Here is a 13,259-nt window from a genome sequence, read left to right on the forward strand (position 1 = left end):
CTACGGCCGCCGCGCCGCCCGGAGCACGGCGGCCCCCACCGGGGTGAGGGTGTGCAGCACCCGCGCGCCGTCCCGGACGCTGGTGATCAGCCCGGCGTCGCGTAACGCGGTGGCGTGCCTGCTGGCCGCCGACGCCGACACCCCGGCGGCCCGGGCGAGTTCACCGGTGGTGGCCCCGGCGACGGCGGCGTGCAGGGCCGCCGCCCGGGCCCGCCCGAGCAGGGCGGTCAGCGGCCTGCCCGTCAGCTCCCCGCCCGGCTCGCGCTGTTCGTCGAGCAGCGGGTACCAGAGCACCGGCGGCAGCCCGGGATCGGCGAAGCTGACCGGCGCCCCCCAGGTGAAGTAGGACGGCACGAGGGTGAGCCCGCGTCCCCGCAGGTACAGGTCCCGGTCCTCGGCGGGGTAGTAGACCTCCAGCACCGGAGCGCGCCACCGCATCCGCGGCCCCAGCGAGGCCAGCATGCCCTCCACCCCGCCGTCTAGCAGCGCCCGGCAGCGCGCCGCGCGCTCCGCCTCGACGCGCGCCCGCGCGTGTTCGGCGTACGGCGCCACCACGGCGTCGTGGTACTCGCGCAGCAGCCGTACGAACGCCTTGCGGGTGTCCAGGTCGGCCAGGCGGCCCGCCCAGCCGGGGGCGCCCACGGTCCGGTCGAGCAGCATCAGTTCATGCCGCACCCGGTGCGCGGGCGTGGCGAGGAGGGACTCCAGTCCGGCTTCGAGGCCGCCCTCCGTGCCGACCGGCGTCAGGAAGTCCGGGAAGTAGGCGGCCCTTGGGTACAGCGGCAGCAGGACCGTGCGCAAGGCCCGTTCCAGTCCGTCGCGTTGGAGTTGCAGGCGCGCGGAGCGGTACCAGCCCGCGTACGCCCAGCGGCCCTTGCGTGTCTGGAAACGGTGCAGGGTCGCCGCGGTCTCCCAGAGCGGGTCCGGAGCACTGGCGAGTCTGGTTCTGGCCAGGTCAAGCTCACCGAAATGAATGCGCAGCACAGATGTTCCCCCGTCGAACTCGGCCTTTGCGCTCAGTCGCAACAGCATGGACCGATTCCGTATCGACCGGCAATCGTCCTGGGTCCATGTACAGCATCTTCGTCGTCCCGCCACCGAGCGCCACGGCGCACGACCACATCATGCTCGCCAGCGGCGAACGGCTCACTTTCGGCCGTGCGAAGACCGACGGCGGCCTGACGATCGCGCACCTCGGCGTCCCCCCGACCGCCGGGGAGATCACGGCGACGGGTTCGTACTGGCTGCTGAGCAACCTCAGCGACGACCAGACCTACGTGGTGGAGAACCCGGAGGGCGCGGGCGAGCACATCAAGGTCGCGCCGGGGCGGGTGGAGGCGCCCGTGCCGTTCGAGTTGGCGCGGGTCACCCTGTTCGCGTCCGGCGATCTGATCCGCTTCGACGTGTGGGCCCCGCGCCACACCTTCCGCGCCGCGCAGGCGGGCGGCTCCGTCACCGCCGCGTCCTTCAGCCTCGACCGTACGAAGCGCTACTTCGCCGTCCTGGTCGCCCTGTGCGAACCACGCCTGCGCGGCGAGCCGTACGCCCCGCTGCCCAGCGTGGAGGACCTGGTCAAGCGGCTGCGCCCGACCTGGCCGACGGTGACCAGGAACGCCATCTACTGGAACATCAGCTACCTGGCCCTCAAACTGCGGCTGCGGCTACGGCCGGACGCGGGGGTGGCCGAGCCCGGCCGCAGGTTCAACGGCGAGAAGGAGTCGCTGGTCTCCCTGGCCCTGCGCTTCGACCTGGCCCATGAGGACGACCTCGCGCTGCTCGACGGGTGGGGCACCGAGCGGCGCTGAGCAGGCCGCCGCCTCGGCGCGGAGGCGGCGGCGTCAGTGGCGTCGCGGCGTCAGTGGCGTCAGTGGCGTCAGTGGCGTCAGTGGAAGAAGTGCCGCGTCCCCGTGAGGTACATGGTGACGCCCGCCTTCTTCGCGGCCTCGACGACCTGCTCGTCCCGTACCGAGCCGCCCGGCTGGACGACCGCCCTGACCCCGGCCCCGGTGAGGATCTCCAGGCCGTCCGGGAACGGGAAGAACGCGTCGGAGGCGGCGTAGGAGCCCCGCGCGCGCTCGGCGCCCGCGCGCTCCACGGCGAGCTTGGCGGAGTCGACGCGGTTGACCTGGCCCATGCCCACGCCGACGGACGCGCCGTCCTTGGCGAGGAGGATGGCGTTGGACTTCACCGCGCGGCAGGCCTTCCAGGCGAAGGCGAGTTCGCGCAGCTCCTCCGGGCTCAGCGCCTCACCGGTGGCGAGGGTCCAGTGGGCGGGGTCGTCGCCGTCGGCCTGGAGCCGGTCGGTGACCTGGAGCAGCGCGCCCCCGTCGACGGGCTTGACCTCGACCGGGTTCGCCGGGCCCTCGGGGCAGCGCAGGACGCGGATGTTCTTCTTCTTGGTCAGGGCCTCCAGGGCCCCGTCCTCGTAGTCCGGGGCGACGATGACCTCGGTGAAGATCTCGGCGACCTGCTCGGCCATCTCCTTGCTGACCGGGCGGTTCACCGCGATCACGCCGCCGAAGGCCGACAGCGGGTCGCACGCGTGGGCCTTGCGGTGCGCCTCGGCGACGTCCGCGCCGACGGCGATGCCGCACGGGTTGGCGTGCTTGATGATCGCTACACAGGGCTCGGCGTGGTCGTACGCGGCACGGCGGGCGGCGTCCGTGTCCGTGTAGTTGTTGTACGACATCTCCTTGCCGTGCAGCTGCTCGGCCTCGGCGAGGCCGCCGGTGCCGTCGACGTAGAGGGCGGCGGGCTGGTGCGGGTTCTCGCCGTAGCGCAGGGTGTTCTTGCGGGCGTAGGTCTGGCCGAGGAAGCCGGGCAGGCCGCTGTCGTCGTCGGCAGCGTAGGAGTCGGCGAACCAGCTCGCCACGGCCACGTCGTAGGCGGCGGTGTGGCGGAACGCCAGCCCGGCGAAACGCTTGCGCAGCTCCAGCGTGAACCCGCCCTCCCTGACCGCCTGGAGGACCGCCGGGTAGGCGTCCGGGTCGGTGACGACGGCGACGGAGGGGTGGTTCTTGGCGGCGGCGCGGACCATGGAGGGGCCGCCGATGTCGATCTGCTCCACGCACTCGTCGGGCGAGGCGCCGGAGGCCACGGTCTCCCGGAACGGGTAGAGGTTGACCACGACCAGGTCGAACGGCTCGACGCCCAGCTCCTGGAGCTGCCGCTGGTGCTCGGGCAGCCGCAGGTCGGCGAGGATGCCCGCGTGCACCTTCGGGTGCAGGGTCTTGACCCGGCCGTCCAGGCACTCGGGGAAGCCGGTCAGCTCCTCGACCTTGGTCACGGGGACACCCGCGGCGGCGATACGGGCGGCGGTGGACCCGGTGGAGACGAGCTGGACGCCCGCGTCGTGCAGGCCGCGGGCGAGGTCCTCGAGGCCCGTCTTGTCGTAGACGCTGACAAGCGCGCGCCGGATCGGCCGCTGGGTGCTCGCGTTGCTCTCGGCGGTCACTGGATAACTACCTTTCGTCCCTCAATGCGATAGCCGTTGCGGGCGAGCCGCCCCACGACCTCGACGAGCAGCCTTCGCTCGACTTCCTTGATGCGCTCGTGCAGAGCGCTCTCGTCGTCCTCGTCCCGGATCTCCACCACGCCCTGGGCGATGATCGGTCCGGTGTCGACGCCGTCGTCGACGAAGTGGACGGTGCAGCCGGTGACCCGGGCGCCGTACGCGAGCGCGTCACGGACGCCGTGGGCGCCGGGAAAACTGGGCAGCAGGGCGGGGTGGGTGTTGACGAACCGCCCGCCGAACCGGGCCAGGAACTCCTTGCCGACGATCTTCATGAACCCCGCGGAGACCACGAGGTCGGGCTCGTGGGCCGCGACCGCCTCGGCGAGGGCGGCGTCCCACTCCTCGCGGGTCGCGTAGTCCCTGACCTTCCGCACGAAGGTCGGCAACCCGGCGCGCTCCGCCCGCGCGAGCCCTTCGATGCCCTCACGGTCGGCGCCCACGGCCACGATCTCGGCGCCGTAGGCCTCGGTGCCGGTGGCGGCGATGGCGTCGAGCAGCGCCTGGAGGTTGGTGCCGGATCCGGAGACCAGCACGACGAGGCGCTTGGCCTTCCTGGCCACGGGCTTGGCGGCCACGGTGGGGCCCTTTCTCGGGAGAGCGTCTTTGTATGGTCGTACGAATGCTTCGCGCCCCTCGATACGGGGAAGTGTACGAAGCGGCCGACCGTCAGCAACGATACCGGCACACCGGGCAGCCCCCACGGGACGGGGGCGTGGCCGGAAGGTAGCGTCTGGGAGGAGCCGGTTCGGGAACGTGGCCGTGGGATGGCGCGTTCTCGGAGTGACAGCTCGGAAAATCAGGACAGCACGACTGAGAGCTGGACTGACAGCAGGGCTGTCACGACCGCTCGGAACAGACAGCCGTATCGCCTAGGGGAAGACGCTCACTTGATGCCGGACCGCAGCCTGCGACTCCTCACGCTCCCCCCGCAGTCGGTGCTGGGAGGGGAGCGCAGCGGCGTGATGGCGCTGCGGGAGCGCCCCGCCTCGCCGCCCGACGCGCCCGAGGGTGACCAGCAGCGCGGGGCTGGTCAGGACGACAACCCGTTCGCGCCGCCGCCGGAGGGCACGCCCGACCGGCCCTGGCAGCCGCGCCGACCGTCCGGTTCCGGTTCCGGCGGGGGCTCCGACGACTCGGGTGACTCCGAGGGGGGCGGGCGCTCCCCGTGGGGCAGCCGGTGGAGTGACCGGCAGCCCGGCCGCTCCCAGGGCGGTTTCGGCGAACGGCCCGGCGGTTCCTCCGAGGGTCCCGGCGGCGGCAACACCCCCGGCCCCAGCGGGATGCGCTGGGACCCCACGGACCCGGCCCAGCGCCGCGCCAGGTACGCCCTGCTGAGCGGCATGTGGGCCTTCTTCTTCGCCCTCTTCAGCTGGCCGTACGCGGCCCTGCTGCTGGGCGCGCTCGCCCTGTACTGGGCCATCAGCGCCCTGCGCGCCAAGCCCCGCAACGCCGACCCGGACGCCCCGGCCAGCGACACCCCGGCCCGCCCCCAGACCGCCGCGGCGATCAGCGGACTGGTCACGGCGTCCCTCGCTCTGGCCCTGGTGGCGGCGTCCTTCACCGCGCAGTTCGTCTACCGGGACTACTACACGTGCCGTAGCGACGCGTTGACGACCGCGGCGGAGCAGGCGTGCAACAAGCTGCTGCCGGAGGAGTTGCGAGGAGTGCTGGGGACGGAGGGCTAACCCTCCTCCCCTGGGCCAGCTCAGGTGTCCGGAGGGTCCTGCTTGGGTTTGCGGGCGAAGCCGAACCAGGCGGCGAGGGCGGACCAGGGCTGGCGTGGGGGCGGTGGGCTCGGCGGTGGTGTGGTGAGCGCGGGCGGCTGCGGGTCTCCCGCGCGCGACGGTGCCGCGGGCACGCCGTCCGGCGACTGACGCCGCCAGTTCCAGCGCCGCCTCGGCGCTTCCGTGGACCGGCGCCGCCAGCTCCACCGGCGTTCTGCTGGCGGCGACTGCGGCTGAGGCGCCTCGGTCGACGCCGACTTCCCGTGCTGGCTCTGCGGCTGCCGGGTCGTCGCCGGGTCTGTCACCGGCCGTCGCCGCCCGTTCCAGCGCCGCCCTCCCGGCTCCGCGGTCTTCGGCCGCGCGCGCCGCTCCCGGCACCGCCACCCCCGTACCCCCGCCGCGACCGGTACCGCCAGCGTGCCGGTCCACAGCAGGGCCGCGGCGCCCACCTGCCACCACAGGGGGCCGAAGCTGGCCAGGGCGGCCACGCCCAGGGGTCCGCCCGAGAGGGCGGCCAGGGCCGCCATGCCCACCCCGCAGAGCAGCGCGGCCAGGGCGGCGACGGTCACGGTGCGGCCCGCCGACCAGGCCGCCGTACGGCCGCCGCCGGGTGGCGCGGCAGCGCCCGCCACGAACCACCCCACCGTCACCCCACCCACCACCGGAACCACCGCCACCGCCCAGTGCAAGGGCGTCCCCGGTCCCTCCCCCGGCACCGCCGCCAGCAGCGGGAAGGGCGGCAACAGCGGCGCCGGGTCGGCGGCCAGCGGCCCGGTGACCCGGCCGACGCCGAGCGAGAACCCGGGGCCGAGGGCGTACGCGGCGCCCCACACGGCCGCGTTCGGCACCAGCGCCAGACAGAGCAGCAGCACCGCGAACCGGCCTGAGAAGCCCTCCGTGAGCTGCGTGAACGCCGCCCGCGCCGCGCCGCCGTGCCACACCAGCGACACCGCCACCAGCAGCGCCCCGCCCCCGACGGTCGCCGCGACCCCGGCGCCCGCGGCCCGCGCCGCCGCGCCGATGCGCTCGCGCGCCTCGACGCCGAGGCGCAGCGCCCTGCCGACGGGCTCCCGGGGACGGCCGTACGCCGTCCACACCCCCGAGGCCGCCGCGCCCACCGCGACCAACGGCACCAGCAGGACGGTCCACCGCCACGAGGGCCGCAGGTCTCCGCCCGTCGCGTACAGCAGGGCCGCCCCGCCGACGGTGAGGTAGCCGAGGACGACGCCCGCCCACGCCGTACGCCCGGAGAGCAGGGCGACGGGGCGGTCCTCGTCGTCCTCCCCGTCCACCGCGTCCCGCGCCGCCCGGTGCACCAGCCACACCGGCAGCGCCAGCAGCAGCAACGGCGCGACGCCGACCGGGGCGGGGACGCCGGAGAAGGTGTCGACGCGGACCAGTTCGACGCCGTGGGCCAGCAGCCACAGCGCGGCGGCGACATGCAGCGCGGCACTCGGCCCGCTGTCCGGATACGGCGAGCTGATCCACAGCACCATCACCAGCACCACGAACACCGCCAGCCCCAGCCCGGCGGCGACCACCCCGCCCAGGAACCCGGCGGCCAGCCCGGGCGACCGGCGGCGGAGCCGGGTGAGCGGGGAGGGCGCGGGCGGTAGTGGCGCACGGCGGTCGATCATCGGAATCACGCCGCCATGCTGCCAACGACACGCGCTTTTCCGTCGTAACAAGCGAAGCCCCGACGTGTCACTCAATATGTGTTTATGTACTTTTTCGCACGAAGGGGCGCCCGGTGACGCAGAGCCCCGCCACCCCTCTCCCCCCGCCCCAGGAACGCCGACGCCTGCGCGACGCCGCGGGGTTGACGCAGGCTCAGCTCGCGGCGCGCGTCGGGGTCAGCCGTGCGACGGTACGGGCGTGGGAGACCGGCCGTACCACTCCGCACGGCCGCAAGCGGGAGGCGTACGCGAAACTGCTCGCGGAGTTCGACGCCACGGCGGCCCGCCGCCGCGCGGACCGTCCGGTGACGGTGAGCCTGGAGAAGAAGACGGCTCCCCGGGAGCGGAAGAAACCCCAGGAGCGGCCGTCCCCGGCCCCGGCCCCGCCCCCCTCCCCGTCCCTCACCCCGGTACCGCCGGACGGGCCCCTCCCCGCCCCCCTGACCCCCACTCAGGCCTTCGACGCCCTCTACGCCTTCTGCGCCCCCGCCCTCGTACGCCAGGCCTACCTCCTCACCGGCCGCCGCGAGCTGGCCCGGGAGGCGGTCGAACGCGCCTTCCAACAGGTCTGGGACCGCTGGCCCGAGGTCGCCGTGGACCGTGACCCGGCGGGCTGGGTGCGGGCGGCGACCTACGAGTACGCCCTCTCCCCCTGGCACCGCTTCCGGCCCCGCTACCGCCACCCCGAGCCGCCGCCCGCCGACCCGGCCCACCGCGCCCTGATGGACGTACTGCTGACCCTCCCCCCGCCCCACCGCCGCGCCCTCCTCCTCTACGACGGTGTGGGCCTGGACCTGCCGGAGACGGCGGCGGAGACGGAGGCGAGCACCGCCGCGACGGCCAGCCGCCTGCTGCACGCCCGGGAGACCGTCGCCGCCCGCCTCCCGGACCTCTCCGACCCGGCCACCCTCAACCGCCGCCTGGCGGAAGTGGCCTCCACGGAACGCCTCCGCGCCGCCAAACCCCCCACCGTCCGGGCCCTGAGCGAGCGCCGCGCCCGCTTCTGGACCCGCGCGGCCATCGCCTTCACCGTCACCCTGATCAGCGCGACGACCCTGTCCCTGCGGACGGCCCCGACCCGGTACGAGCCACCGGTGCCGCCCGGGGAGACGGTGCGGGGGGTACCGCCGCGAGTGGCGCCGGGTCCGCTGTCGGAGGACCAGCTGGAGCTGCGGAAGAAGCTGAGGGAGGCGGCGGGGAGCGGCCCGGAGAGGCTCGTACCGGAGGCCACTTAGGGTCTCGGGGAGCGACGGTGGGCCCGCCCCCACGCAGGGGAACGGGCCCACAGAGGTCGATCGGAGGGGCTCAGCCCGCCAGGATCTCCCGCGCCAGCTTCGCCGTCTCGGTCGGGGTCTTGCCGACCTTGACGCCCGCCGCCTCCAGCGCTTCCTTCTTCGCCTGGGCGGTGCCGGACGAACCGGAGACGATGGCACCGGCGTGGCCCATCGTCTTGCCCTCGGGCGCGGTGAAGCCCGCGACGTAGCCGACGACCGGCTTGGTCACGTTCTTCGCGATGAAGTCCGCGGCCCGCTCCTCGGCGTCGCCGCCGATCTCACCGATCATCACGATCAGGTCGGTGTCGGCGTCCGCCTCGAACGCGGCCAGCGCGTCGATGTGCGTCGTACCGATGATCGGGTCACCGCCGATGCCGACGGCGGTCGAGAAGCCGATGTCCCGCAGCTCGTACATCATCTGGTACGTCAGCGTGCCGGACTTGGAGACCAGACCGATGCGGCCCGGCTTGGTGATGTCACCCGGGATGATGCCGACGTTGGACTGGCCGGGCGTGATGATGCCGGGGCAGTTCGGACCGATGATCCGCGTCTTGTTGCCCTTCTTGCCCGCGTACGCCCAGAAGGCGGCCGAGTCGTGCACGGCGATGCCCTCGGTGATCACGACCGCGAGGGGGATCTCGGCGTCGATGGCCTCGACGACCGCGTCCTTGGTGAACTTCTCCGGCACGAAGATGACGGAGACGTTGGCGCCGGTCTTCTCGATGGCCTCGGCGACCGTCCCGAAGACGGGTACCTCGGTGCCGTCGAAGTCCACGGTCTGACCCGCCTTGCGCGGGTTCACGCCGCCCACGACGTTGGTGCCGTCACCGAGCATGAGCTTGGTGTGCTTCATGCCGGTGGCGCCGGTCATGCCCTGGACGATGACCTTGCTGTCCTTGTTGAGCCAGATAGCCATGGTGGTTTAAGTCCTCGTCCTCGTGCTTACTTGGCGGCCGCGGCCAGCTCGGCGGCCTTGTCGGCCGCACCGTCCATGGTGTCGACGCGCTGCACCAGCGGGTGGTTCGCGTCGGTGAGGATCTTCCGGCCCAGCTCGGCGTTGTTGCCGTCGAGACGGACGACCAGCGGCTTGGTGACCTCCTCGCCGCGCTCCTGCAGCAGCTGCAGCGCCTGGACGATGCCGTTGGCGACCTCGTCGCAGGCGGTGATACCACCGAAGACGTTGACGAAGACGGACTTGACGTCCGGGTCACCGAGGATGATCTCCAGGCCGTTCGCCATCACCTGGGCGGAGGCGCCGCCACCGATGTCCAGGAAGTTGGCGGGCTTGACGTTGCCGTGCTGCTCACCGGCGTACGCGACGACGTCCAGGGTCGACATGACCAGACCCGCGCCGTTGCCGATGATGCCGACCTCGCCGTCGAGCTTGACGTAGTTGAGGTTCTTCTCCTTGGCGGCGGCCTCGAGCGGGTTGGCCGCGGCCTTGTCGTGGAGTTCCTCGAAGTCGGGGTGGCGGAACTCGGCGTTGTCGTCGAGCGACACCTTGCCGTCCAGGGCGATGACGTCCCCGGAGGCGACCTTGGCCAGCGGGTTCACCTCGACCAGGAGGGCGTCCTCCTTGATGAAGGTGTCCCACAGCTTGACCAGGACGTTGACGACCTTGTCCGCGACCTCGGCCGGGAACTTCGCGGCCTCGACGATCTCGCGGGCCTTGGCCTCGTCCACACCGTCGATCGGGTCGATCGGCGTCTTGGCGACGGCCTCCGGACGGGTGGCCGCCACCTCCTCGATCTCCACGCCGCCCTCGACGGAGGCGATGGAGAGGAAGGTCCGGTTGGCACGGTCGAGGAGGAAGGAGACGTAGTACTCCTCGAGGATCTCCGGAGCCGTCTCGGCGATCATGACCTTGTGGACCGTGTGGCCCTTGATGTCCATGCCGAGAATGTCCGTCGCCCGGGCGACGGCCTCGTCCGCGGAGGCGGCCAGCTTCACGCCACCGGCCTTGCCGCGACCACCGACCTTCACCTGCGCCTTGACGACGGACTTGCCGCCCAGACGCTCGGTGATCTCGCGCGCCGCCTCAGGCGTGTCGATGACTTCACCGGCCAGCACCGGTACATCGTGCTTGGCGAAGAGGTCCCTCGCCTGGTACTCGAACAGGTCCACGCGCTTCCGTCCCTATCAGTGATCTCGCGGTTCGATGGATGCGTGGGCGTGCCGCGAAGGGCAACGTGACGACGTCCGCATGTGTCACAAGGGAAGCGCACACGGTGACCGAGCGCGCGGCATGTCCGCCTCGCAGGTTATCCCCGCTTGGCGGGGGTCTCTAAATCGCATGTCACACGTGAGCGGTGATACCTGTCACATGATGCCGGTCTCACTGGCACCCCGTGCCGGAAGAGAAGGGCCTCACCAGGCTGGGGTTGGCCCGGTGAGGCCCCTGACCTGCGTCTATGGCTTAGGCGCAGGGATACGGCGCCTGTGGATCAGGAGCCGTACGTACCGTGGTAGCCCGCCTGGTGGCTGGCGTGGGCGTCATGGACATAGCTCGGGGTGACGGACTCGGCGACGCCCTCCGCGCCGGTGACCGCGTGCCCGGCGAGCGTGCCGCCGGTGGCCTGGACGGTGCCGGTCAGGCCGTGGGCGAAGGGCGCGGTGCCGTACGCGGCGCCGTACGCGAACCCGGTGGCCTCACCGGCCACACCGTCCACGAACGGAGCGGCCTGGCCGCCGACGCCGTACGCCAGCGCCGTGGCGCTGTCGCCGACGCCCCGCGCCACCGGCCGCACGGTCTCGTACACGGTGTCGACCAGCGGCTCCACGGCCCCGGTCACCCCCTGCGCGAACGGGTCCACCTGCCCGGCGACCCCCTCCGCGAAGGCCCCGCCCTGCCCGGTGACGCCATACGCCAGCGGCGGCACACCGCCGACCACGCCATCCGCGAAGGGCCGCACGTCACCGGCCACGCCGTACCCGAGCGCCCCGGCGTCCGCCACGGCCTGCTCGGCGACGGGGACGGCGCCCTGTACGGCCGTCCGGGCGACGGGCGGCAGGACGGCGGCGGTCGTGTCGTCGGTGACCTGGCCGACGGCGGCGTGCGCGACGGGCTGGACGCCGTGCGCGGTACCGGTAGTGAGGTGGTGGGCGTCGGCGACCACGCCCTCGGCGGTCGCCCGCACGCCCTGCACGGCGCCGGTGGCGACGGGCTGGACTCCGTCCACGGCGGTGCCCACCACCGGCGGTGTCGCGGCGTCGGCCGTCTCCTCGACGGCCCGCTCCGCCTCCAGCTCCGGCGCGAAGGCGGAGAGGGGGCCGAAGAGGTAGTCGACGGTGTCCTCGGCCTGGGCTTGCGGCTGGATGCTCGGGGCGTCGGAGGTGTCGGGGACGTCGGGGAAGGCGGGGGCCGGGACGTCGATGTCGGTGTCCTGGGCGTCGACGGTGGTGGCGGTGGTGGCGGTGGCGGTGACCGTGTCGGTGACGGCGTCCGTGGCGGCGTGCGTGACCTTCGTGACGTCTGTGGCGTCGTGCGCGGCGTCGGTGGCGTCGGTCGCGGCGTCCGTCGCCGTGCTGGCGTCCGGCACGGAGAGCGTGGACGCGGGCAGTTCGTCGGCGCTGGCGATGCTGGTGCCGAGCGCCCAGGCGCCCGTCACACCGGCCGCGATCACTATGGAACGGCGGATGTTCTTGTTCATGGGTACGTCAGATCCTCAAGGATGCTGGGACATTCCGGTGCCCGGAGCCCTACGGGGTCGTCCGGACCGGCGGGCAGACCTGGCCCGCCCCCGCGCGGCAGGTCTATGGCGGGGGTGAGGCCTGCCCTAGCCGGGGAAGAGGGGAATGTCCCGGTACCGCTCGCGCGTCCCGTCCGCTACGACGTCCACTGCCGCGCCCGGCACCCATCGCACCGGCGCCCGGCGCTCCGCGGTGACGGCGCACGCGTCCCCGTGCCGCGAGGATCCGCTGTCCACGGCCGACCGGCTGCCCAGGGCACCGTCGTGGTCGCCGTCACCGTTTCCGTTTCCGGTGGGGGTGGGCGCGGGATGCCGGGGTGCGTGATCCGGGTCGTTCGTCTCGTGCCGCTGCTCGGCCGCCCGCGGAGCGCCGACGGAGGCGTCCGGCGCGACGGAAGCGACACGCGGCCCGTGGAAGCGCCCGGTCACCGTGGACACGGCCGCACGGCCACCGTCCTTCGGCCCGGGCGCCGCCTCAGGGGCGGACACCTGCTGTGCCGGGACCGGCTGCTTGGGCGCTTCGGGCAGCTCAGGCAACCCAGGAAGCTCGGCAGGCCGGGTCAGGTCGGGCAGGGGCAAGGGCAGGGGCAGGGGCAGGGGCAGGGACGGAGCATCCGGAGGGACCACCCTCGGAAGATCGGCCTCCACCGGAGGCGCGACCGCCTCCACTGTCTCCTCAACCGCGCCCACCACACGCCCGGTCACCGCCAGGCGCTCCGCACCGGACGTCACACCCTCGACGGCGCTGGTGATCTCGGTGACCTCAGGGGCCTGGGTGGCCTGAGTGTCCTGGGTGTCCTGGGTGGTCGGAGTCTCCTGGGTGGTCGGAGTGTCCTGGGTCGCCTGAGTGGCCTGAATGGCCTGGGTCGCCTGAGTGGCCTGGATGGCCTGGGTCGCCTGAGTGGCCTCGACGGCTTGGGTGACCTCCACCACCACCGGCGCACCCTCCGCCGCCTCCGCCCGGTCCCCGAAGACCACCCCCAGCAGGAACACCCCACTCACCAGCAGCGCGACCCGCAGCGCACGCACCGCGGCGCGGGACAGGGCTGCCGAGCAGATCAAGGGGGCTTCCTCCGTGCGGGGAACGTGGCACGCGCCGGTTCACAGAACAACGCGGCGTCGATCCTCGCACGGGACGCCCGAGGTAGCGCAACCCCCCTGTTACCGATGGGTAGTCATGTCCCCTTTCCCCAGCCCATGTCCGGCATCGGCGGCCACACCCCAGCCAGCCGCGTCACCAACCTGTCCGGACAGCACACCTAGGTCCTGTCCGGTATCGGCCTAGGCCCAATGCCGTTGCGTTTAGGGGTCGGCGGGTTGGGGTCGTTGGATGCGGACTGCTTGAGTGCCGGTGTGGGTGGGCTGGGGCCAGGTGTGGTGTT

Annotated in this window: 11 protein-coding genes; 3 read left to right on the forward strand and 8 right to left on the reverse strand. The window is 72.9% G+C overall.

Annotated elements, in window-relative coordinates:
- Positions 1–984, reverse strand: a complete 984-nt coding sequence (locus ACFVQG_RS21510; protein WP_383385608.1) for an ArsR family transcriptional regulator — start codon at positions 982–984, stop codon at positions 1–3.
- A gap of 86 nt (positions 985–1,070) precedes the next feature.
- On the opposite strand from ACFVQG_RS21510, the gene ACFVQG_RS21515 reads away from it, so the two are divergent.
- Positions 1,071–1,805 (forward strand): FHA domain-containing protein, encoded by a 735-nt coding sequence (locus tag ACFVQG_RS21515; protein ID WP_383385494.1) that lies wholly within the window; start codon positions 1,071–1,073, stop codon positions 1,803–1,805.
- Positions 1,806–1,882: 77 nt separating this feature from the next.
- Here ACFVQG_RS21515 and purH read toward each other — a convergent pair whose 3' ends face one another.
- Both purH and purN read right to left on the reverse strand, forming a co-directional pair.
- Positions 1,883–3,454: a bifunctional phosphoribosylaminoimidazolecarboxamide formyltransferase/IMP cyclohydrolase gene (purH, locus tag ACFVQG_RS21520; protein WP_383385497.1), complete on the reverse strand. Its 1,572-nt coding sequence runs from the start codon at positions 3,452–3,454 to the stop codon at positions 1,883–1,885.
- Complete coding sequence (gene purN / locus ACFVQG_RS21525) at positions 3,451–4,089, reverse strand: phosphoribosylglycinamide formyltransferase (RefSeq protein ID WP_383385500.1); 639 nt, start codon at positions 4,087–4,089, stop codon at positions 3,451–3,453. The genes purH and purN overlap by 4 nt, the downstream gene beginning before the upstream one ends.
- 315 nt (positions 4,090–4,404) lie before the next feature.
- Between purN and ACFVQG_RS21530 the strand changes: the two genes are divergently transcribed.
- Entirely contained in the window at positions 4,405–5,199 is a 795-nt protein-coding gene (locus ACFVQG_RS21530; RefSeq protein WP_383385503.1) for a hypothetical protein, read from the forward strand.
- Between the two features lie 20 nt (positions 5,200–5,219).
- Here ACFVQG_RS21530 and ACFVQG_RS21535 read toward each other — a convergent pair whose 3' ends face one another.
- Positions 5,220–6,875 carry a DUF6350 family protein gene (locus ACFVQG_RS21535; protein ID WP_383385610.1) on the reverse strand — a complete coding sequence of 552 codons (1,656 nt, stop codon included), beginning with the start codon at positions 6,873–6,875 and terminating at the stop codon, positions 5,220–5,222.
- Between the two features lie 113 nt (positions 6,876–6,988).
- Here ACFVQG_RS21535 and ACFVQG_RS21540 point away from each other — a divergent pair, with 113 nt between their 5' ends.
- The gene (locus ACFVQG_RS21540; RefSeq protein WP_383385506.1) at positions 6,989–8,149 is read left to right on the forward strand and encodes a helix-turn-helix domain-containing protein; all 1,161 of its coding nucleotides are present in this window, start codon (positions 6,989–6,991) and stop codon (positions 8,147–8,149) included.
- Between the two features lie 70 nt (positions 8,150–8,219).
- Here ACFVQG_RS21540 and sucD read toward each other — a convergent pair whose 3' ends face one another.
- The 4 genes from sucD to ACFVQG_RS21560 all read right to left on the reverse strand — a co-directional run bounded on the left by sucD (position 8,220) and on the right by ACFVQG_RS21560 (position 12,939).
- Positions 8,220–9,104 carry a succinate--CoA ligase subunit alpha gene (gene sucD, locus ACFVQG_RS21545; protein ID WP_383385508.1) on the reverse strand — a complete coding sequence of 295 codons (885 nt, stop codon included), beginning with the start codon at positions 9,102–9,104 and terminating at the stop codon, positions 8,220–8,222.
- 26 nt (positions 9,105–9,130) lie between these two features.
- The gene (gene sucC / locus ACFVQG_RS21550) at positions 9,131–10,312 is read right to left on the reverse strand and encodes an ADP-forming succinate--CoA ligase subunit beta (protein WP_383385511.1); all 1,182 of its coding nucleotides are present in this window, start codon (positions 10,310–10,312) and stop codon (positions 9,131–9,133) included.
- Positions 10,313–10,632: 320 nt separating this feature from the next.
- Positions 10,633–11,838, reverse strand: coding sequence for a hypothetical protein (locus ACFVQG_RS21555; protein ID WP_383385514.1), 1,206 nt, complete (start codon positions 11,836–11,838; stop codon positions 10,633–10,635).
- A 126-nt stretch (positions 11,839–11,964) separates the two neighbouring features.
- Entirely contained in the window at positions 11,965–12,939 is a 975-nt protein-coding gene (locus ACFVQG_RS21560; protein ID WP_383385517.1) for a hypothetical protein, read from the reverse strand.
- Positions 12,940–13,259: the final 320 nt, after the last annotated feature.

It is taken from the genome of Streptomyces sp. NPDC057877, assembly GCF_042796855.1.
Lineage (GTDB): Bacteria > Actinomycetota > Actinomycetes > Streptomycetales > Streptomycetaceae > Streptomyces.